Genomic DNA, 20,661 nt, shown 5'->3' on the forward strand with positions numbered 1-20,661 from the left:
AATTCCGGCCCCAATGCATTTTGCCGTCTACACATGCTTCTGGGCCATATGGCGATTGCGGATTGATCCTTCGTTTCTTTGGCAGTTGCCCGGCCCTGCCGTATTTCGCTCAGGCTGCCTTGCCCTCTTGCGCCGGCATTGCGCACAGGCGGTTCAGGCGAAACAGGCGCTCGCGCTTGAGCACGGCTTCCAGTGTTTCGTCGGCCCGGCCCACTTCGGCGTAGTCGGCAAGAATCAAGGCGCACAGGCCGCGCAGCAGTTCAGGGTTGATTTGCCAGTACAACTGCAGCAACTGGTCCGGCTCGAACAGAAAAAGCCCGCGCTGGCGCAATTCGCTGCGATTGAAATCCCTGATGTTGCGTGTCACGACGGCCACGGTGCTGCCGGGATTGCGCTCCTGCGCGGCCAGCGCCGCGGCAATGACGTGCCAATCCTTGGGGTCGCTACGCTGCAAACCCTGTTTGTAGGCGCTGACATCGCCCTGGTCGGCCAACGGGAAGTCCCGTTGCAATTGATCCCACTGCGCCTGGATATCGGCCGCCGGAACGTCCCAGATGCGGGCGGCATTGCGCCGCCACTCATCGCCTATCACTGCGCTCCAGGCGGGCTGGAAACAGCCGTGCGCGGCCATGCGCAGCAGCAGGCGGCGCAGCACATTGGAAATGAGCACGCAGGTATCGATGACGATGATGTCGGGCATAGCGGTCAGAATCGCTGCAGCTCCATCAGGACTTTCCGGGTAAGCAGGGGCCGGCCGGCCAACAGTTCGTCCAGACGTTCGCGCAAAGAGCGGCGCAGTTCGGGCTCGCCCTCGGCATCGTTGAAATTGGGCAACGCCTCGTCCACACCGTAGCCCGTTTCGTTGAGCAAGATCCATTCGAAGCGCCGTAACGCCCCCGCCGCCTTGGAACCTTGCGCCAGTTGCTGCAAGGCCGCGTCGTAGGCGTCGAATAAAATATCGTGGGGATCCTCGCGCGGCAGCAGGCGCAGCAAGAGTTCGTTCATGTACCAGGCCGACATATAGGCCCGCCCGCCCAAGGGCTGGATGCCCAGCGAGTCGGCACGCACCAGCGTCTTGATCTCGCCGGCCCCGCTCCATGACAAGGACAGCGGCTGGAAAGCGCACAGCACCGGGCGCAAAACGGAATACGGGCGTTTTGCCCCTTTGGCAACCAGCGACACATTGCCATGTTCGCGGGTAAAGACATGCACAATCAGAGAGGTTTCACGCCAGGGCGAGGCGTGCAGCATATACCCCCGAACATCTTGGACACGGTTCGAACGTCTACTCATACCCAAGTTCGCGCAAGGCCCCCTCGCGATCCGACCAGCCCTTGCGTACCTTGATGTACACGTCGAGGAATACGGATTTATCCAGCAGTTTTTCCATGTCCTGGCGCGCTTCGGACGCAATGCGCTTCATGTGCGCGCCGCCGGTGCCCAACAGGATGGGCTTGTGGGTTTCGCGCTCGACCACGATGCAGGCGGCAATGCGCACGCCCTTGTCGTTTTCTTCCCATTGTTCAATGACGACCGTGCAGCCGTAAGGCAGTTCGTCGCCGACCAGGCGGAAGATTTTTTCGCGTACCAGTTCGGCGGCAATGAACCGCACCGAACGGTCTGTCAGGGCTTCGGTATCGAACATGGCCTCGCCCTCGGGCAGGCGCTTGGCCACTTCGCCCAGCAAATTCTCGAGCTGCACGCCGCGCAACGCGCTGACCGGCACGACCGCCGCATAAGGATGCAGGGCCATGATTTTGCTGACGTAGGCGAACATGGCGTTCTTGTCTTTCAGGGCGTCGACCTTATTCACAACCAGCAGTGTTTTGTCGCCCTTGGGCAGCAAGGGCAGAAGCTGGGCGTCGCCCGCCGACCACTTGCCGGCCTCGACCACATGCAGCACTACGTCGACATCGGCCAGCGCCTGGGTCACGACCCGGTTCATCATGCGGTTCATGGCACCGCCATGGCGGGTCTGGAAACCGGGCGTGTCGACGAAGACGAATTGTTCGTGTTCGCGCGTGAGGACGCCGTGGATGCGGTGGCGCGTGGTTTGCGCCTTGCGCGAGACAATGGATATTTTGCTGCCGATAAGGGTGTTGGCCAGCGTGGACTTGCCGACATTGGGGCGCCCTACGATGGCGACAAAACCGCAATGGAATGCTTGGCTCATTTACGCTCCTGGGGTACTGCAACAGGCAGAGATAACTGCGTGGACTTGCGGGCCCTGGAGCGCGAGGCCGCGCCCTTGGCCGGGACCAATTGCTGGATGGAGGCGATAGCCTGGGTGGCGGCAAGCTGCTCGGCCGCGCGCCGGCTGGAGCCCGCGGCCCCTACCTTGATATCCAGCGCCGGAACCGTACACTCTACCTCGAACATCTGGTTATGCGCCGCGCCATGGGTTGCCACCACGGTGTACAGCGGAAGATCCAGCTTGCGCCCTTGCAGAAGTTCCTGCAACAGGGTCTTGGGATCTTTACCCAGGGTTTGGGGATCGACATTCTGCAAAATAGGCGCATATTGCCTGGCAATCACTTTTTGCGCGGCATCGAAGCCGGAATCCAGGAAGACCGCGCCGAAAATGGCTTCCACAGTATCGGCCAAAATGGACGGACGGCGAAAGCCGCCGCTTTTGAGCTCGCCCTCGCCAAGGCGCAAATACTGGGACAGCTCCAGCTTTTGGGCGATATCGGCCAGCGAAGACTGCTTGACCAGATTGGCGCGCAGGCGCGACAAATCGCCTTCGTCAATACGCGGGAAGCGCTGGAACAGCAAGGCGGCGACAACAAAATTAAGGACCGAATCGCCCAGGAATTCCAGGCGCTCGTTGTGATGCGAACTATGGCTGCGGTGCGTCAACGCTTGCTGCAGCAACCCCTTATCACTGAAGTGATAATCGATTGCTGTTTCGAGATGTGCATTAGTGACCATTACCGGAACCGGCCTATACGACTGGGCTCGCTGAAATTCATCCAGATGAAGAATGCGCGGCCGACAATATTCTGCTCGGGCACAAAACCCCAATACCGGCTGTCGAGGCTGTTGTCGCGGTTATCGCCCATCATGAAATAGTGTCCGGCCGGGACCGTGCAGCGCACGCCATTGCCCAGGTATTCGCAGTTGCTTCGATAAGGATAGTCCGAAATGGCCATAAAGTCCTGCCGCGCATCTTTATTAAGCAGAATCTCGTGTTGCTTCGTACCCAGGTTCTCGGTATAGCGGCCGACGTACGCCGAGCGATCTGGCTCGTAATAGTCGCCGTCGCGCTGATGCGCAATTTCTTTGCCGTTGATCGACAAGGTCTTGTTCTGGTAGAGCACAACGTCGCCAGGCAGCCCCACCACGCGCTTGATGTAGTCGACAGTCGGATCGACGGGATAGCGAAACACCAGGACATCGCCCCGCTTGGGTTCGCCCAGGTCGACGATTTTTTTATCGATGACAGGCAGGCGCAAGCCGTATTGAAACTTGTTGACCAGGATCAGGTCGCCGTTTTGCAAGGTGGGCAACATTGAGCCGGACGGAATCCGGAATGGCTCGACCAAAAACGAGCGCAGCACGAATACAAACAGGATGACCGGAAAAAAGCTGACACAGTACTCTACCCACCAGGGTATGCGGTGCGCCTTGTCGTAGGCCTGCTGGCGCAGCCGGGCCGCCTCGAACGTGCCGACGCCGGTCGGGTTGGCGTCGAATACCGCCATGACGGCCTCGGCGCGGGCGTAGCGCTTGCGGCGCAGGAACGCCAGGTCCACAAGCCAGACGGCTCCGGTGACCACCAGCAACACGAACAATATCAGGGCAAAATCCCAACTCATATACACCACATCCTATCGATCTTGGTTGACTATGGATTTATTTATCTTCGACCTGCAAGATCGCCAGGAAGGCCTCCTGGGGAATCTCGACGTTGCCGACTTGTTTCATGCGCTTCTTGCCGGCTTTCTGCTTTTCCAGCAATTTTTTCTTGCGTGAAATATCTCCGCCATAGCATTTGGCCAGTACGTTTTTGCGCAAGGCCTTGATGCTTTCGCGGGCGATGATTTCGGCGCCGATGGCCGCCTGGATGGCTATATCGAACATCTGGCGCGGGATCAGCCCCCGCATCTTGGACACGACTTCGCGGCCGCGGTAGCGGGCATTGGCGCGGTGCACCATCATGGCCAGCGCATCGACGCGATCGCCGTTGATCAGCAAGTCGACCTTGACCACGTCGGAGCTTTGGTACTCTTTGAACTCGTAGTCCATCGAGGCATAGCCGCGCGACACCGACTTGAGCTTGTCGAAAAAATCCAGCACGATTTCTGCCAGCGGCATTTCGTACGTAAGGTGCACTTGGCGCCCGTGATACGCCATGTTCAGTTGCACGCCGCGCTTGGCCATGCACAGCGTCATGACGGCGCCAACGTACTCTTGCGGCATGAACAGCGTGACCGTGACAATGGGCTCGCGAATCTCGGTAATATTGCCTACCTCGGGCATGCGCGAAGGGCTTTCTATCATGGAGACCGAGCCGTCGCGCTGTTCGACCTGGTAAACGACGGACGGCGCCGTCGTAATGATGTCCATGTCGAATTCGCGCTCCAGCCTTTCCTGCACAATTTCCATGTGCAGCAGGCCTAGAAACCCGCAGCGGAACCCAAAGCCCAGGGCCTGCGAGACTTCGGGCTCGAACATCAGCGATGAATCGTTAAGCTTGAGTTTTTCGAGGGAGTCGCGCAACTGATCATATTCGCTGCTTTCAACGGGATAAAGCCCGGCGAACACCTGCGGCTTGACTTCTTTGAAGCCCGGCAGCGGCGCAGGCGCGGGCTTGCCGGCCAGCGTAATGGTGTCGCCGACCTTGGCGTCTTCAAGTTCTTTGATGCCGGCAATGACAAAACCCACTTCGCCCGCCGACAGCAGCGGCCGGGGCTCGGACTTGGGCGTAAAAACGCCCAGATGCTCGCATAAGTGCGTGGCGTGGCTGGCCATCAGCAGGATCTTGTCTTTGGGGCGCAATATACCGTTGACGACGCGCACCAGCATGACCACGCCGACGTAGTTGTCGAACCATGAATCGATGATCAGGGCTTGCAATGGCTTTTGCGGGTCTCCAACCGGAGGCGGCACCTTGGCAACGACGACTTCGAGGATGTCGTCTATGCCCATGCCGGTCTTGGCGCTGGCCATGATGGCATCGGAAGCGTCCAGGCCGATGACGTCCTCGATTTCCTGGCGTGCGCCGTCCGGATCGGCCGAGGGCAAGTCCATTTTATTCAGGACCGGAATGACTTCGACGCCCAGTTCGATGGCGGTATAGCAGTTGGCCACCGTTTGAGCTTCCACCCCCTGCGTGGCGTCGACCACCAGCAACGCGCCTTCGCAGGCCGACAAAGAGCGGCTGACCTCGTAGGAAAAGTCGACGTGTCCCGGAGTGTCGATAAGATTAAGCGCATACACCCGGCCGTCTTTGGCCTTGTAGCTCAAAGACGCGGTTTGCGCCTTGATCGTAATGCCACGTTCGCGCTCGATCTCCATGGAATCAAGAACCTGGGACGACATTTCCCGGTCGGCCAGGCCGCCGCAACGATGGATCAGGCGATCGGCCAGTGTCGATTTACCGTGATCAATGTGGGCAATAATGGAGAAGTTGCGGATATGATCCATACACCAATACAAGAAAACCCGGGCAGTGCCCTGGGTGAAGTTTAAGAAGGGCAAGCAAAAAGGGACGCATTCAGCGCCCCCTTTTGCCGATAACACAGCATTTTAGCCGTTTCTGAAGATTATTTTCCTGGCGTTACAGGAACCCATTGGGTTTGGCCTTCTCGCAGCACCAGCAAAGCCGCCGCCTGGGATTTAGGCAAACGCGATACCAGTTTGGCAAATTGCTCGGGATCGGTCACATCAGTCTGGTTGACTACCAGGACGATGTCGCCCGGAACCAGGCCGGCCGTGGCCGCGGGGTCTTCGACCGCCGTCACCTGCACGCCGCCCTTGATTTTTTCCTTGGCACGCACCAGATCGGGCACCGCAGTGACCTTCAGGCCCAGGGCATCGGCAGGAGTGGCCTTGGGAGCCGGTTCCTGGTCTTGCGCACCGTCGGCCGGGGTGGGTTTCATTTCTCCGACCTTGACCTTGAGCGTTACGGTCTTGCCGCGGCGCCAAACCTGCATGTCGATATTGCTGTCGGGCTTGGTCGCCCCCACGATACGGGGCAGATCGGACCAGTGCTTGATGTCGGTATCGTTGAACTTCAGGATGACGTCGCCCGACTGCACGCCGGCGCTGGCAGCTGGACCGCCTTCTTCGACATTGCTGACCATGGCGCCTTGTGCCTTGGACAAGCCGATGGCTTTGGCGACTTCGCTGGAAACAGGCCCGATTTGCACGCCGATACGGCCGCGCGTGACTTTACCGTGCTCTTTGAGCTGGGCCACGACGCGCATGACTTCATCGATAGGAATCGACAAGGAAATGCCCATGAAGCCGCCGCTTTGCGAAATGATCTGGGAATTGATGCCCACGACCTGGCCGGCCAGGTTGATAAGCGGCCCGCCCGAGTTGCCCGGATTCACCGCCACATCGGTCTGGATGAAAGGCAGATAGTCGCCGGTGTCGCGGTTGATGGCGCTGACAATACCCGCGGTTACGGTCGAATCAAGCCCGAACGGCGAACCGATGGCCAGGACCCATTGCCCCTTTTTGAGGCTGCGCGAATCGCCGATGGGCAGGGGCGTCAGGTTTTTGGCTTCGATCTTGATGAGAGCCACGTCAGTACGCGGGTCGGTGCCGATAACCTTGGCCTTGTGCTCTTTGCCGTCGGTCATGGTTACGAAGATACCGTTGGCGCCGGAGACGACGTGGTTATTGGTAAGGATGTAGCCGTCGGCCGAAATGATGAACCCCGAACCGACTCCGCGCGGAACCGTGCGCTCTTTGGGCCCCGGAACGCTGGGCGTACCGGGATTGCCGCGCTGGCGCGGGCCGGGCGTAGCGCCAGGAGGCACGAAATCGGGCCCGAAGAACCAGCGGAACATATCGTATGGATCGGTGCCCGGTCCCATGGAGGGGCGTGCTTCGATTGTTTCGGTGGTGCGGATATTGACGACCGAACCTTCGGTTTTTTCTACGACCGCAGAGAAATCGGGAACGGACAGCACAGGCACGGCGGCGGTTGCCGCGGGGGTTTGAGCCTGAACGGTCCCACCCGCCAACGAAGCGAACGCCAATACAAGCCCCGTAGAAACGGACCCGATAGCTAGCTTGATTTTTCGATTTGTTCTGTAGGATAAAGACATCGCAAAAACTCCTTCAACATAATCATTGTTTATTGTGTCGCCGCCAACGGAACGTATTCGGTACGCTCCACCAGTTCGCGCAAAGCCACGGGCGGCACCTCGCCGATGGCCGTTATCCAGTACTCGCCGATCCGGCCTCCAAAAATATTCATGACGCCATTGCGGGACGCCCCTTTTGGCAGCGCCGCCCCGCCATGCCCCGACCCGGCTGTTTCGATGAACACCGACACCGCCGCCAGGCCATCGGAATACACCAACTGCTTGACCGCTTTGCCCGACTTCATGGGACGCGAAACCTGAGTTACCGGCTCAAACCCGGGCGGAACGGAAATGCGCCAGCCCAGCTTCGCGACATCGACGGGTTCGGTAGGGTTTTGAATGACTTTCCAGCCCCGGGTATCCCAGGGAGAGGCCAGCTTCTCGACACGGACCTGATCACGCAAAGCCAGTATAGAAAAAGCAACCTGGTCTATTACTTCGCCCTGCGTGTTAATAGTTTGTTCCTTAAGCAACAAATTGGTTCCCGATTCGACGCACAATTTATAGCCGTAACGGTAATTATCCTTGGGGTGAATTTCGTAGACAGTGCAAACGTGGCCGGCGATACGACTGGGAGTTTTGTATTGCTTGATGTGATAGTGTTGCGGCAGCTTGGCCGCGTCGCCCAGCAGCAAGCCGGGAAATCGGTCGGCGCGCCCCGGCTCGACGACAATGATTTTTTTCTCGGGAATCAGCCCTTGCACCGACTCGTCGTGGCGCAAATATTCTCGCGGAATGCCGTCCAGGATTTCAAGACGTTCGCGTTCGCCCGTGCCATCCACGATATGCACGATGCGCGCTGATTGCATGGCCGCGCCCTGCTGATAAGTAAGCACGCCGGAATAGTCCAACTGGCGCGCGGCGGACTGCACCTGATGCAAAATGGCGCTGATGTCGGGGGCCGCTTCGTTCGTGGACGCGGCCTGGGCCTGCGCACCCAAGCATAGGACTAGGACGCACAGCCCCCAAAAACCGGATGTGACATGCCGCTTATGACGCTGATGATCACTGCTGGCCTGCATTACCTGAAAGCCCCGGCATCGAAGGAAACCTGACGCACGGGATTCACGCCGGCAAATTCCCGGTGAGCGTCGACGTAATCGCGCAAACCGATGTCGTCGGCCGTCGAAGCGACGACTTGCACCTTGCCCGCGCCGCTATCGCCGGTTGAAAAATACGGCATGGCCACCCACACCACGGCAACGACCGCCGCTGCAACCGCCAGGCCCGAAAGCCCGCGCCGGACAGTGGACGCTCTGTGCCGGGCCGGCGCCAGGACGGTCGGCTCGGCGTCGATGGCTTTCGAGATACGCGCGTAGAACAGGTCGGAGGGCTTGATGGCCAGATCTTCGCTGCGCAATACGTCGCCGATCAAATGATAGGTATCCCAAAGCTGGCGGCCATAAGGCGTATCCAGATCTTCGCTGCGAATCTCGCCTTCGCCGTCAAGCCATCCCGATACCATGCTTTCCCAGGACGAGGTCTCTTCTTCGACAGATTTAACCGCAACTTGCATTATGGACTCCTTACCACCGATGTTCGACATCGGTGTCTAAAACAGGGCGCAACTGCGCCGCAATTGCCTCGCGTGCGCGGAATATCCGTGAACGCACGGTACCTATGGGGCAATTCATGGTTTGAGCAATATCTTCGTAGCTCATGCCTTCGATTTCGCGCAGGACGATGGCCGTGCGCAAGTCTTCGGGCAAAGCGCCGATAGCCGCGTTGACTGTTTCGACCACCTGGCGGCTGGCCGCCAATGATTCCGGCGTACTTATATCGGTTAGGTTGTCGATCTGACTAAAAGTTTCACCATCTTCGGTCTCTATTACATTTGACGTGCTCGGGCGGCGGCCGTTGGCCGCCTGCCAATTGCGCGCCGTATTGATCGCGATGCGGTAAAGCCAGGTGTAAAACGCACTGTCCCCACGAAATTGCGATATGGCCCGGTAAGCCTTGATGAAAGCCTCCTGGGCAACGTCTTCGACTTCGCCGGGTTCGCGGACCATTCGGGACAGCAGGCGCATGATTTTCCGCTGGTACTTCAGCACCAGAAGGTCGAAGGCGCGCTTGTCGCCCTTCTGCACTCGTGCAACCAGTTCGGCATCGACATCGCGCTCGCTCATGCCGCGCTCCTTGTCCTGATGCGCGTGGATTCGGCGGCAGTATTCCCGCTGACCACCTGTACGCATAACCAGCGCCATGCCTGCGGCGCCGCGCAGGACTTCCAGACGGTCAGTTCAAGCCGCTTTTCAGGGCCCGCTGCGCAACCGTGGCGGGCAAAACGCAGCGTCAGCCAGCCCATGCCCTGCCAGGCATGCAGCAACGACAACGGCTGAAACGACTCGCCCATGGACAATCCCCACTCGCCTTCTTTATTGATGCTTAGCACGCCATCAGGGGGAAGCAGGCCCCAGTGCGGATGCGACTTAAGGCGCCACAAACCGTACAGCGCGACAGGTATAGTGTAAAGGGAAACATAGCCCAGGCAGAATATCCCGGCGAGGGCCAGGGCCCAGACCAACAGGCCCATCCGGCGGGGACGCCGGATGGGCCATTGATGAACGCAGGAAGGACGCTCTGGGCTCAAAGCCGCCTTACGACCATAGAACCGTTGGTTCCCCCAAAGCCGAATGAATTCGACAAGGCAACGTCGATTTTCATATTGCGGGCCTGATTGGCGCAATAATCGAGATCGCACTCGGGATCCTGGTTGAAGATGTTGATGGTAGGCGGCGAAACCTGGTTATACACGGCCAAGGTAGTAAAGACCGCCTCGATTCCGCCCGCCGCGCCCAGCAAATGGCCGGTCATGGACTTGGTGGAGTTGACGACCAGCTTTTTGGCGTAGTCGCCGAAGGCCAGCTTAAGCGCTTCGGTTTCGTTCTTGTCGCCCAATGGGGTGGAGGTGCCGTGCGCATTGACGTAGTCGACTTCGTTGGGATTGATGCCGCCGTTACGCAGTGCATTGACAATGCCGCGCCGCGGGCCGTCGCGGTCGGGCGAAGTAATGTGATGCGCGTCGGAACTCATGCCGTAGCCGGCGAATTCGCCGTAAATACGGGCGCCGCGCTTGCGCGCGTGTTCATACTCTTCAAGCACCAGCACACCGGCGCCCTCGCCCAGCACAAAGCCGTCGCGATCGATGTCCCAGGGACGCGATGCCGTTTCAGGGTCGTCGTTACGGGTCGACAGGGCCCGCATGGCCGCAAAGCCGCCGATGCCCAAGGGCGAGACGGTGGATTCAGCGCCGCCGGCTACCATGACGTCGGCATCGCCGTACTCGATGAGGCGGGCCGCGTCGCCGATGGAATGCAGGCCCGTCGTGCAGGCCGACACCACGGCATAACTGGGACCTTTGAGGCCAAGCGCAATCGACAATTGTCCCGAGATCAGGTTAATGAGCGAAGCCGGCACAAAAAATGGCGAAATTCGGCGCGGGCCGCGGTCGAGGTATTCGATTTGCGTTTCTTCGATGCGCGGCAAGCCGCCGATGCCCGAACCCACGATGACGCCAATACGCTCGGCGTTCGCTTCGTTGACTTCCAGGCCGGCGTCGCGCCAGGCCTGCATGCCGGCGGCCACGCCGTAATGGATGAAGGTATCCATTTGCTTGGCTTCTTTGCCCGACATGTATTGCGTAACGTCGAAATCTTTGACTTCACCCGCTATTTGCGCATTAAACGGCGAAGGATCGAAACGCGTGATGCGGCCGATGCCCGAACGCCCATTGACGATATTGTCCCAAGCGCTTTCGATAGTGTTGCCCACGGGCGAAACAATACCAAGGCCGGTAATGACGACACGTCGCTTCACGGATGACTCCTAAAATAAAAAAGCGGTTTGCTTCAAACGCCGCCTACCGCTGCACTGAGAGTGAAAACCAGGGCAAACGGCGGGAAGCTCTTGGAAACCGCCCCAGACGCCCTGCGGCATTGCCGCATAGCGCCGTTAAAGTTAATGACTTCTTACTTGCTGTGCGACGTGATGTAGTCGACTGCTTGCTGAACCGTCGTGATTTTCTCGGCTTCTTCATCCGGAATTTCGGTTTCGAATTCGTCTTCGAGTGCCATCACGAGCTCGACCATATCGAGCGAATCGGCACCGAGGTCGTCAAGGAAGGAAGATTCGTTTTTGATCTCGGCTTCGTTGACGCCAAGTTGTTCAGCGACGATCTTCTTGACGCGCTGTTCGATGCTTTCCATGCAGATCTCCAAATTGGGAAAAATTCCCGCGAAATTATAGCCAAATACCAAAATAGTGCACGTTGGCCATGACAAAAAAACAGCATTCCCGGACAAAACGACATTTTGCATTATTTATGCGCCCTGTCTATTCGGGAACACCTCTAAGCTGAAGCTGGGATTTTACCCTGTTCGGCCAATTATTCCATTTCCAGAGCCGGAAATGGAATTACATGTACATCCCGCCGTTTACATGCAGGGTGGTTCCAGTGATGTATCCGGCCTGCGGAGCCGCCAAAAACGCCACCGCGTTCGCGATGTCGGTTGCCGAGCCCAGGCGGCCCAGCGGAATCTGAGTCAGCAGCGCGGCCGTCTGGGCCTCGCTGAGCGCGCGCGTCATATCGGTTTCGATAAAGCCCGGCGCCACGCAATTGACCGTGATATTACGGCTGCCCAATTCGCGCGCCAGGGCGCGGGCCATGCCGGCTACGCCGGCCTTGGCGGCCGCATAATTGGCCTGGCCAGGGTTGCCGCTGGAGCCCACCACCGAAGTGATATTGATAATACGCCCCCAGCGCGCCTTCATCATGCTTTTGAGCACGGCGCGCGACAGGCGAAACACCGACGATAAATTGGTTTGCAGCACGGCGTCCCAGTCTTCGTCCTTCATGCGCATGGCCAGCGTGTCGCGGGTGATGCCGGCATTATTGACCAGGATATGCGGGCCGCCATCGTCTTTGCCCAGGTCGGCGATCAGGGCGTCGCACGCGGCGACGTCATTGACATCCAGGGCCACGCCCCGTCCGCCGAAACCGGACAGCGCTTCGGAAATGGCCGCCGCACCTGCTTCGGTGGTGGCAGTGCCGACGACCTTGGCGCCGCGAGCCGCCAATTCAAGCGCAATGGCTTTGCCGATGCCGCGGGTGGCGCCGGTGACCAGCGCGATTTTTCCGTCTAGTTCTTGTGCTTGCATGTTAATTCCCCTGTAAAGTTTCCAAAGCCGCCTCCAGGGAAGCCGGGTCGGTGATGGCCAGGCCGATCAGATCGCTGTCGATGCGCTTGGTCAGGCCGGTAAGCACCTTGCCCGGCCCGCATTCGACAAGATGAGTCACTCCCTGGGCCTTCATCGCCTTTATGGTTTCCACCCAGCGCACGGGATGCCAGGCCTGGCGCACCAGCGCGTCCTTGATGGCGGCCGGCTCGGACGGGCTGAGCACGTCGACATTATTGACCAGGGCAATAGAGGGCGCGCGCACGGCAACGCTTGCCAAAGCCTGCTCCAGAACCTGGGCAGCCGACTTGAGCAAACTGGCATGGAAAGGAGCGGAAACAGGCAGCACCAGGGCGCGCTTGGCGCCGGCTTGCTTGGCCAGCTCGCAGGCGCGTTCGACCGCGGCCTTGTGTCCGGCGATAACGACCTGAGCCGGCGCGTTGAAATTGACGGCTTCGACGATTTCGCCTTGCGCGGCCTGCTGGCACACGGCTTGAACGGCCTCATCGGACAAGCCCAATACCGCCGCCATGCCGCCCGTTCCCACCGGAACCGCGGCCTGCATTGCATCGGCACGGATGCGCACGACGCGCACGGCGTCTTCCAGCTCGAACGCGCCGGCGGCGGTCAGGGCGGAATATTCGCCCAGGCTATGTCCCGCCACCAATGATGGCGCCTGCCCGCCCGCTGCCAGCCAGACCCGGTACATGGCCACCGCGGCCGCCAGCATGGCCGGCTGGGTATTGGTGGTCAGGTTCAACTGCTCGGCCGGCCCTTGGGCTATCAACGCGCCCAGGTCCTGACCCAGAGCCGCCGAGGCCTGCTCCAGCGTTTGCGCAACGGCGGCATTGCCGGCCCAGCCATCGAGCATGCCGACGGATTGCGACCCCTGGCCGGGGAAGACAAATGCGATTTTCATAGTGTCGTCAACCTAATTGTTTTCTTTGGATAGTGATCGTCTTCGTTGTTCTTGTTTTTTTAATGCGGCGGCCATAGGCCGGAATGCGGCACGGGCCCGACAGCACAAGGCCACCGCAAGCCCCTGGGTGCTACATGCGCGCCAGCACCGAACCCCATGTGAATCCGCCGCCGACGCCTTGCATCATCACGAGATCGCCAGCCTTGATGCGGCCGTCCCGCCTGGCGGCATCAAGCGCCAACGGCACGCTGGCAGCCGACGTATTCGCCTGCCGGTCCAGGGTGACCACCACTTTTTCGATGGGGATATGCAGTTTCTTGCTAAGGAAATTCAGGATGCGGACGTTGGCCTGGTGCGGGACCAGCCAGTCGACGTCGTCGAGCTCGACCCCCGCCTCTTTACATACGTCTTTGGCCGATTGGGTCAAGGCGTTGACCGCCAGCTTGAATACCGCCTGGCCGTCCATGCGCAGGAAAGGATCGCCCACGACGGCGCCGCGCGACACATTGCCGGCGGCGTAGAGTATGCTCATTTGGCTGCCGTCGGCGCTTAATTGGGCGCCGATGATGCCCGGCTCGGCCGACGCCTTGACCACTACGGCCCCGGCCCCGTCCCCGAACAGCACGCAGGTGCTGCGATCATTCCAGTCGAGTATGTTCGAAAAGACTTCCGCACCGATGACCAGGGCTGTTTTTGCGCGGCCGGCCCGGATGAAGGCCTCAGCCGTCGTCAGGGCGTAGACAAAGCCGCTGCATACCGCCTGCACGTCGAATGCGGCGCCCTGGCGTACGCCCAGGCCAGCCTGCACCAGGCAAGCGGTGCTGGGAAAAATGAAATCGGGTGTGGAAGTCGCGACAATGATCAGGTCGACGTCCTCGGCGGTCACCCCGGCGTCCTGCATGGCGGCGCGCGCGGCGTGGGTGGCCATTTCGCTGGATTTGACTCCGGGCTCCGCAATATGGCGCTGATGGATGCCGGTGCGCGTAACTATCCATTCGTCGGAAGTCTCGATGTTCCGGCCCGCCAGTTCAGCAGCCAACTCGTCGTTGGTCACGATCCGGGGCGGCAAATAACTGCCTGACCCTACTATCTTTGCATAAGGCATGTTCGCTTCCATCAGCTCCCGAATCAGTGCCCGGGACCAGAAATATCGTTGGAGATCTTCGCCGACTGCTCGGCAGCCGCCTGCAGGCTCTGGCGAAGGTTGTGGATGGCACTGGTCGTGCCTTCAAGCAAGCCATTATGCACCGCTTCGCGTGCGCGCAGCAGGGCATGGCCATAGGCATAGGGATCGGCCGAGCCGTGGCTTTTTATGACGATGCCGCGCAAGCCCAGCAGAGCCGCGCCGTTGTAGCGCCGATTATCGACCTTACCGCGCAAGCGGTTCAGCACTGGCATCGCCACCAGGCCCGAAAGCATGGTGAACGCGTTGCGCTTGAACTCGGCCCGCATCATGGTGGATATCATTTTGGCCACGCCTTCGATGGACTTGAGAACCACATTGCCGACGAAGCCATCGCAGACAATGACATCGACCGTGCCCTTGCAGATATCGTCGCCTTCGACGTTGCCATAGAAATTAAGGCCGCTGGCGCGCAGCAGTTCGGCCGCCTGCTTGACGACCTCGTTGCCCTTGATGACTTCTTCGCCGATATTCAACAGGCCGACGGTGGGCTTGTCGCGGCCGTTAAGAGCCGTGGCCAGCGCGGTGCCCATGATGGCGAACTGCAGCAGATGCTCGGCCGTACAGTCCACGTTGGCGCCCAGGTCGAGCATGGTGGTGGCGCCGCCTTTCTGGTTGGGAATGGACGTGGCAATAGCCGGGCGGTCGATACCGTCCAGCATTTTGAGCACATAGCGCGAAATTGCCATCCAGGCGCCGGTATTGCCCGACGATACGCAGGCATCGGCCAGGCCGTCCTTGACGGCCTGGACCGCCACCCGCATCGAAGAGTCTTTTTTGCGGCGCAAGGCTACCTCGACCGGGTCGTCCATCAGGACAACTTCGGAAGCAGGCAGGACTTGATACCAGTCGTCGCGGCCGCAACCCAGCGTTTTCAGCTGGCCGCGAATAGCCGCTTCATCGCCCGCAAGCAGAAAACCGGTATCGGGGTAGCGCTGGGCGAAATCCCAGGCAGCCGAAACCGTTACCGGCACGCCGATATCCCCGCCCATGCAGTCGATGGCGATTCGAATCTTAGTTGTCGACATCAAACGCGCAATCTAAACCAGACCGCAGATCTGATTGATTATTCGTCGTTCTTGGTCTTGAGCACTTTACGGCCGCGGTAAACGCCGTTGGGGCTGATGTGATGACGCAGGTGCAATTCGCCCGTTGTCGGCTCAATGGCCGTGGAAGGCGCAGTGATGAAATCGTGCGAACGATGCATGCCGCGCTTGGACGGACTTTTCTTGTTTTGCTGAACGGCCATAATGACTCCTGGAAAGCGGGTCGCTAGTATATGCGATGGATCCCGCAAGGTTTAATACAAATTCAATCTTTCTTTAGTTTGCCCAGCACCGCAAACGGCGATGGGCGCACATGCTCTTCGGTCGGCGGCTCGTCCTGTTCAGGAAGAGCAACCAGGCTCGACGGACAAACTTCGTGCTTGGGCACATACGGCAGGCACAATATAAGCTCGTCTTCGACCAATGCCAACACATCGAAGCGCCGCGCACCGACAATACGTTCTATACCTTCTGCGGACTCGTCATCCGGCGAATCGACCTCGAGGGCGGCTTCCGAGTTGACCAGCAACAAACGGGTATCCGACTGTATCGGCCATTCAAGCGGCGCCAGGCAGCGCTGACAGGTCAGCCGGGGGCTGGCGTGCACGTGCAACTGCAAAAAGCGCTGCCCAGACATGTCGCGTTCGCCCTTTAGGGCCCACGTTACCTGCGATGCACTGTCCTGCTCGGGCAAGTCGTCCAAAAGCCTGGTAAATTGGGCAAGCGCAACATCGCCGCCAATCGCCTGGCCTAGCTGGGTAAACTCGTAGGTATCGATATACTGCACTTGCACCGCCGCTGTTAAACCAACACCTGTTAAACCCACGCCCATATTTTTCGACCCGCCTACCCTTAACCGCTTAGCTGGTTAAGAAAACATTAGATAATAACGCTTTTGGCCGAACACAGTCAAACCAATCCAGCCTAGAACACCATATGCGTCTCATCCTTGCATCAAGCTCGCCGTACCGGCAAGAACTGCTGGCCCGCCTGGGCTTGCCCTTTACCGCCATTTCGCCCGATATCGACGAAACTCCGCTACCCGGCGAACGGCCCACCGACCTGGCGCTGCGCTTGTCCATTGCCAAAGCACAGAAAGTCGCCGTCCTGCATCCGGACGCTCTTGTCATAGGCTCGGACCAGGTGGCCACGCTCAGCGGAGCGCCTATAGGCAAGCCCGGCAATTTTGAGCGCGCCCGAGAGCAATTGCTCCAGCTTAGCGGCCAACTGGTCGAATTTCACAGCGCCTTGTGCCTGACCGATGGGCAACGCCTGGAAACCGCCGACATTGTTACCCTGTGCCGGTTTCGTGTACTGGACAGTGCCGAAATCGACGCCTACCTGCACCGCGAACAGCCCTTCGACACCACAGGCAGCGCCAAGGCCGAAGGACTGGGCATTGCCCTGATGGACAGCATACAAACCGACGACCCCACTGCCATCATCGGCCTGCCTTTGATCGCTTTGTGCCGCATGCTGCGCTCTTTCGACATTAACCCCCTGACGGCGACACTGCCATGAATTCAACTGGATCCTTGCACCTGATACCCGTAGGCCTGGGGGAATCGCCCCCTGAAACCTGGCTGCCGCACACCGTGCGCGAGCTGGCGGGGCGCTTGACCACATATATAGCCGAGAATGCCAAAACGGCCCGCGCCTTCCTGAAACTGGTCGGCACCGCCGCCCCGCTTCAGGAAATCACCATCCATACATTAAGCGACAAGGTCGACGCCGAACAAATTCGCCTGTGGCTGGCGCCCTTGCTGCATGGCGGAGAAATCGGCCTGGTGTCCGAAGCCGGCTGTCCGGCCGTGGCCGATCCCGGCGCCAAGGTGGTTGCGGCAGCCCACGCCATGGGCATCCGCGTTCAGCCCTGGGTCGGCCCCTCGTCCATACTGCTTAGCCTGATGGGCAGCGGCCTGGACGGCCAACGCTTTGCGTTTCACGGCTACGCGCCGGTCGATCCGGGCGAACGCGCCAAACAGCTGAAGGCCTGGGAGATCGAGTCGCAAAAACAACACCAAACGCAAATCCTCATCGAGACCCCCTACCGCAACAGCGCCATGTTCGACACCCTTAAACAAACGCTGAAGGGCACTACCCGGCTGTGCATTGCGCGGTCGTTGACCACGCAAGAGGAACTGATACAGACCCGCAGCATTGGCCAATGGAAAACGGCTCCCGCGCCCGACCTCAATAAAAAACCAACGATTTTCCTGTTCCTGGCGTGATAGCTGTATATAAATACATGCGGCACAAGGTGGACGCAGCACGGGCCTGCACCTACAGCAAGCCCCGCAAGCATGAGAAAATCAACGCAACGACTGAATTTGGCATGCGGAACAAGCGCTTTGATTACGACATTACATAAAAGATGGATCAAATCCTGCCTGGCATTGCCCGTGCTGGCCTTGCTGGCGGCTTGCGGCACCTACGGGCCGCCCGGCAAGCTGAATATCGACCGCAGCGTCCAGGCCAAAAGCCAGAACAGCCGGGTCGACTTCGTTGTCCTGCACTACACCTCGGCCGGCAATGGGGCCTCGCTTAAAATCCTGTCGGAACGCAATGTCAGCAGCCACTACCTGGTTACCGACGAACAGCCTCCGCATGTCTATCAGTTGGTCGACGAAAGCCGCCGCGCCTGGCACGCGGGCGCCAGCCAGTGGTATGGCCGCAACGACCTGAACGCCGGCTCGATAGGCATTGAAATAGTCAATGCCGGCGGCGAAGGACTGGTTTGGGCTCCCTATTCGGCGGCGCAAATCGCCACCGTCACCGCCCTGTTGCGCGACATAGTACAGCGCCACCAGATCAAGCCCTTGAACATCGTCGGGCACAGCGACATCGCCCCCCAGCGCAAAGTCGACCCGGGCCCCCTCTTCCCCTGGAAACAATTGGCCCAGGCGGGATTGGGCCGCTGGTACGACGAAACGCAAGTTACCGCCAATATAAGCCAGTTGCAGCCATCGGGCCTGCCCGACCTGCGGTGGTTCCAGCAGGAATTAATCCGCGTAGGCTACGCCGCGCCCACCACGGACGTGCTGGACAAAGCCACCAAGAACGTTATTGCCGCTTTCCAGATGCACTACCGCCCCAGCCGCTACGACGGCCTGCCCGATATCGAAACAGCGGCAATACTCATGGCGCTGCGTTAAATCATGGCGCGGCGTTTAAGAACCACAACCATGGCTTCAAAAACCATCGGCCTAGGAACCCGGCAACCAACGATTCCTAATATAAAACCCCAGCCGGATCAGCAGCAATACTGCCACCACCACCCCATAGGCATAGGGCTCGAAAAAATTATTCTTGCCGGCCCGGATCAACCAGAAATGCCAGACCGACAAAACAGCCGCCGGATACACGAGCCAATGCAGAACCTGCCAATAATGGCCCATGCGGCGTATCCAGCCGCGCGTGGACGTGAATGCCAGCGCCAGCATGGCCAGCGTTGCGATGGCCCCGATCGCTATGAAAGGACGCTGCAGAATGTCGGCCCACATCGACGCCAGCGACCAGTCGCGTTCCCAATAGGCCCATGCCCAGACATGCAACACCGTATAGAAGAAGGCAAACAGCCCCAGCATGCGCCGGCAGCGCACCAGCGCCGGCTGGCCGATAAGGCGGCGCAAAGGAGTAATGAGCAGGGTCAGGCATAACGCCACCAGCGCCCATACGCCTGATGAACGAATCAGAAATTCCGGAGGATTGGCCGTCAGGCCATCGTTAAAACCCAGCCAGATCCAGTACGCCACGGGATACAAGGCCAGGATAAAAACCAGCGGCTTGACCCGCCCCACCTGCTTGGCTGTCCATTTCGGCCGGGCACCGAGCCCGGACGACAGCACCTGCCGACGGCTCGGCGGGCCTTCCGCAGACTGCGGACTCCCGCCCCCGCTCCCTCGTTCGTTAGCTTGCGCCATGCTGTCCGCCGCTGATGCCTGGCCCGCCATCAGTAATTGCGCCTCAGATCCATGCCGCTATATAACGATGCAACCTGATCGGCATACCCGTTGAACATCAGGGTTTTGGCCCGGGGAGCGAAAACACCGCCGCCTATGCGCCTTTCGGTTGCCTGGCTCCAGCGCGGGTGAGGCACCTCGGGATTTACATTGGCGTAAAAGCCGTATTCCGTCGGCGCGATCTTGACCCAGCTGGTCATGGGCATTTTCTCGACCAGCCTGATCTTGACAATGGACTTGCCCGACTTGAATCCGTATTTCCAGGGGATGGAGATGCGCAGCGGCGCACCATTGGCATTGGGCAGCGCTTTACCATAAACGCCGAACACCATCAGGGTAAGGGGGTGCATGGCTTCGTCGATACGCAAAGCCTCGACATAAGGCCAGTCGATAATGCGGTCATTCAGGCCGGGCATATTGGCGGGTTGGACTGCCGTTACGAATTCAATGTATTTTGCCTTGCTGGTCGGCTCTACTTGTTTCAGCAAGGTAGACAAGGAGTAGCCTTCCCAGGGAATCACCATGGACCAGGCCTCGACGCAGCGCATGCGGTAGACGCGCTCTTCCAGGGGGGCCAATTTAAGCAAGTCGTCGATATCGAAAGTGCGGGGTTTGGCGACTTCGCCCTCGACCACCACCGACCAGGGCCGGGTTTTCATTTTGCCGGCATAATCGGCCGGATCCTGCTTGCCGGTGCCGAACTCGTAGAAATTATTGTAGGTCGAGACGTCTTTTTCGGCCGTAAGCTTGTCCATGACGACGTAGTCGGGGTTGGGCTTTCCGGCATAAGGACCCGCCGCCGCCAAGGCGGACGGCAGCCAGCCGCCCGCGCCTACACCCAACGCCCCCATTCCGGCCTGCTTCAACCACTGTCGGCGCGATGCCCAGACCTCTTCAGGAGTAATCAGCGAAGAGGGGATGCGGGGGACTTGAACCTTGGCCATGATATTCCTTGAACGCGGAGCGTCATGCCCGCATTAAACTTGAACAGATCAAAAACAGGTACGGGCTCGTGCAATGCCTTGCACGCCGGTGCAATACTGCCGCAAACCGG

24 protein-coding genes are annotated in these 20,661 nt (G+C 59.5%); 3 read left to right on the forward strand and 21 right to left on the reverse strand.

The annotated features are described in order from the left end of the window. Window positions 1-109: 109 nt before the first annotated feature. The 19 genes from DFR37_RS02845 to DFR37_RS02935 all read right to left on the reverse strand — a co-directional run bounded on the left by DFR37_RS02845 (window position 110) and on the right by DFR37_RS02935 (window position 16,432). Window positions 110-700, reverse strand: a complete 591-nt coding sequence (locus DFR37_RS02845; RefSeq protein ID WP_113931715.1) for a PIN domain-containing protein — start codon at window positions 698-700, stop codon at window positions 110-112. Between the two features lie 5 nt (window positions 701-705). Continuing rightward, entirely contained in the window at window positions 706-1,293 is a 588-nt protein-coding gene (gene recO / locus DFR37_RS02850; RefSeq protein ID WP_113931716.1) for a DNA repair protein RecO, read from the reverse strand. Beyond that, window positions 1,286-2,173 (reverse strand): GTPase Era, encoded by an 888-nt coding sequence (gene era / locus DFR37_RS02855; RefSeq protein ID WP_113931717.1) that lies wholly within the window; start codon window positions 2,171-2,173, stop codon window positions 1,286-1,288. Before era ends, recO begins: the two co-directional genes overlap by 8 nt. Further along, a complete protein-coding gene (gene rnc, locus DFR37_RS02860) occupies window positions 2,170-2,931 on the reverse strand; it encodes a ribonuclease III (RefSeq protein ID WP_113931718.1) in 762 nt (253 codons plus the stop codon). The genes era and rnc overlap by 4 nt, the downstream gene beginning before the upstream one ends. After that, window positions 2,931-3,818 carry a signal peptidase I gene (gene lepB, locus DFR37_RS02865; RefSeq protein ID WP_113931719.1) on the reverse strand — a complete coding sequence of 296 codons (888 nt, stop codon included), beginning with the start codon at window positions 3,816-3,818 and terminating at the stop codon, window positions 2,931-2,933. Before lepB ends, rnc begins: the two co-directional genes overlap by 1 nt. 37 nt (window positions 3,819-3,855) lie before the next feature. Continuing rightward, window positions 3,856-5,649 carry a translation elongation factor 4 gene (gene lepA, locus DFR37_RS02870; protein ID WP_113931720.1) on the reverse strand — a complete coding sequence of 598 codons (1,794 nt, stop codon included), beginning with the start codon at window positions 5,647-5,649 and terminating at the stop codon, window positions 3,856-3,858. Window positions 5,650-5,768: 119 nt separating this feature from the next. Then, complete coding sequence (locus DFR37_RS02875) at window positions 5,769-7,283, reverse strand: DegQ family serine endoprotease (RefSeq protein WP_113931721.1); 1,515 nt, start codon at window positions 7,281-7,283, stop codon at window positions 5,769-5,771. Between the two features lie 29 nt (window positions 7,284-7,312). Next, window positions 7,313-8,344, reverse strand: a complete 1,032-nt coding sequence (locus DFR37_RS02880; protein WP_113931722.1) for a MucB/RseB C-terminal domain-containing protein — start codon at window positions 8,342-8,344, stop codon at window positions 7,313-7,315. Beyond that, a complete protein-coding gene (locus tag DFR37_RS02885; protein ID WP_113931723.1) occupies window positions 8,344-8,838 on the reverse strand; it encodes a sigma-E factor negative regulatory protein in 495 nt (164 codons plus the stop codon). Before DFR37_RS02885 ends, DFR37_RS02880 begins: the two co-directional genes overlap by 1 nt. Before the next feature lie 10 nt (window positions 8,839-8,848). Further along, window positions 8,849-9,448, reverse strand: coding sequence for an RNA polymerase sigma factor RpoE (rpoE, locus tag DFR37_RS02890; RefSeq protein ID WP_113931724.1), 600 nt, complete (start codon window positions 9,446-9,448; stop codon window positions 8,849-8,851). Next, window positions 9,445-9,846: a hypothetical protein gene (locus tag DFR37_RS02895; RefSeq protein WP_147251580.1), complete on the reverse strand. Its 402-nt coding sequence runs from the start codon at window positions 9,844-9,846 to the stop codon at window positions 9,445-9,447. Before DFR37_RS02895 ends, rpoE begins: the two co-directional genes overlap by 4 nt. A 62-nt stretch (window positions 9,847-9,908) precedes the next feature. Beyond that, on the reverse strand, window positions 9,909-11,138 hold the full coding sequence (gene fabF / locus DFR37_RS02900; RefSeq protein WP_113931726.1) for a beta-ketoacyl-ACP synthase II: 1,230 nt from the start codon (window positions 11,136-11,138) through the stop codon (window positions 9,909-9,911). Window positions 11,139-11,290: 152 nt separating this feature from the next. Further along, window positions 11,291-11,527 carry an acyl carrier protein gene (gene acpP / locus DFR37_RS02905; protein WP_113931879.1) on the reverse strand — a complete coding sequence of 79 codons (237 nt, stop codon included), beginning with the start codon at window positions 11,525-11,527 and terminating at the stop codon, window positions 11,291-11,293. Between the two features lie 208 nt (window positions 11,528-11,735). Next, window positions 11,736-12,479 (reverse strand): 3-oxoacyl-ACP reductase FabG, encoded by a 744-nt coding sequence (fabG, locus tag DFR37_RS02910; protein WP_113931727.1) that lies wholly within the window; start codon window positions 12,477-12,479, stop codon window positions 11,736-11,738. Window position 12,480: 1 nt separating this feature from the next. Continuing rightward, entirely contained in the window at window positions 12,481-13,416 is a 936-nt protein-coding gene (fabD, locus tag DFR37_RS02915; protein WP_113931728.1) for an ACP S-malonyltransferase, read from the reverse strand. Between the two features lie 130 nt (window positions 13,417-13,546). Next, window positions 13,547-14,533: a beta-ketoacyl-ACP synthase III gene (locus DFR37_RS02920; RefSeq protein WP_113931729.1), complete on the reverse strand. Its 987-nt coding sequence runs from the start codon at window positions 14,531-14,533 to the stop codon at window positions 13,547-13,549. 11 nt (window positions 14,534-14,544) lie between these two features. Continuing rightward, window positions 14,545-15,627 (reverse strand): phosphate acyltransferase PlsX, encoded by a 1,083-nt coding sequence (gene plsX / locus DFR37_RS02925; RefSeq protein ID WP_113931730.1) that lies wholly within the window; start codon window positions 15,625-15,627, stop codon window positions 14,545-14,547. Window positions 15,628-15,665: 38 nt separating this feature from the next. Continuing rightward, window positions 15,666-15,848, reverse strand: a complete 183-nt coding sequence (rpmF, locus tag DFR37_RS02930) for a 50S ribosomal protein L32 (RefSeq protein WP_113931731.1) — start codon at window positions 15,846-15,848, stop codon at window positions 15,666-15,668. A 62-nt stretch (window positions 15,849-15,910) separates the two neighbouring features. Next, window positions 15,911-16,432, reverse strand: a complete 522-nt coding sequence (locus tag DFR37_RS02935; RefSeq protein WP_242341668.1) for a YceD family protein — start codon at window positions 16,430-16,432, stop codon at window positions 15,911-15,913. Window positions 16,433-16,581: 149 nt separating this feature from the next. Here DFR37_RS02935 and DFR37_RS02940 point away from each other — a divergent pair, with 149 nt between their 5' ends. The 3 genes from DFR37_RS02940 (at window position 16,582) to DFR37_RS02950 (ending at window position 18,800) form a co-directional block, all read left to right on the forward strand. Next, window positions 16,582-17,166 (forward strand): Maf family nucleotide pyrophosphatase, encoded by a 585-nt coding sequence (locus tag DFR37_RS02940; protein WP_113931733.1) that lies wholly within the window; start codon window positions 16,582-16,584, stop codon window positions 17,164-17,166. Beyond that, window positions 17,163-17,876, forward strand: coding sequence for an SAM-dependent methyltransferase (locus tag DFR37_RS02945; RefSeq protein ID WP_113931734.1), 714 nt, complete (start codon window positions 17,163-17,165; stop codon window positions 17,874-17,876). The genes DFR37_RS02940 and DFR37_RS02945 overlap by 4 nt, the downstream gene beginning before the upstream one ends. Before the next feature lie 123 nt (window positions 17,877-17,999). Beyond that, entirely contained in the window at window positions 18,000-18,800 is an 801-nt protein-coding gene (locus DFR37_RS02950; RefSeq protein WP_379881327.1) for an N-acetylmuramoyl-L-alanine amidase, read from the forward strand. Between the two features lie 51 nt (window positions 18,801-18,851). On the opposite strand, the gene DFR37_RS02955 is transcribed toward DFR37_RS02950, so the two are convergent. Together DFR37_RS02955 and msrP are read right to left on the reverse strand one after the other, a co-directional pair. Then, a complete protein-coding gene (locus DFR37_RS02955; RefSeq protein WP_113931880.1) occupies window positions 18,852-19,568 on the reverse strand; it encodes a protein-methionine-sulfoxide reductase heme-binding subunit MsrQ in 717 nt (238 codons plus the stop codon). A 29-nt stretch (window positions 19,569-19,597) separates the two neighbouring features. Next, window positions 19,598-20,551, reverse strand: a complete 954-nt coding sequence (gene msrP / locus DFR37_RS02960; protein ID WP_113931736.1) for a protein-methionine-sulfoxide reductase catalytic subunit MsrP — start codon at window positions 20,549-20,551, stop codon at window positions 19,598-19,600. Window positions 20,552-20,661 lie beyond the last annotated feature (110 nt).

Source organism: Eoetvoesiella caeni, from assembly GCF_003315175.1.
GTDB classification, from domain to species: domain Bacteria; phylum Pseudomonadota; class Gammaproteobacteria; order Burkholderiales; family Burkholderiaceae_B; genus Eoetvoesia; species Eoetvoesia caeni.